We start from the raw sequence: 252 nt of genomic DNA, 5'->3' as shown, positions 1-252 counted from the left end.
GCCGGGGAGCGGGCCGCCGTCGTGATGAGTTTGCTGCAATCGGCCAGACTCAATGGTCACGAGCCCTGGGCATATCTGAAGGACGTGCTCACCCGGCTGCCGACGCAGTTGAACAGCCGGATCGAGGTAAGCGGCCAGCCATGGCATCTTGAAACAATGGCGTACTCGTAGGAGCCTCGTGTCCACCTCAACTCTAGGTGGACACGTGAACACTACTCCTGAACAAAGCGGCGAAGGTCGTCGGCGCCGACG

1 protein-coding gene is annotated in these 252 nt (G+C 61.1%); it reads left to right on the top strand.

Annotation, left to right across the window (positions count from 1 at the left end):
- Positions 1–171 (top strand): transposase domain-containing protein (locus NFX52_RS30765; protein ID WP_252636052.1); only part of this gene is annotated, 171 nt, incomplete at its 5' end.
- Positions 172–252 lie beyond the last annotated feature (81 nt).

Origin of the sequence: Acidovorax facilis (assembly GCF_023913775.1) — a bacterium.
Classification (GTDB): Bacteria; Pseudomonadota; Gammaproteobacteria; order Burkholderiales; family Burkholderiaceae_C; genus Acidovorax; species Acidovorax facilis.
Note: the sequence above shows the minus strand (reverse complement) of the source record. Positions and strands in the feature narration are given on the sequence as shown.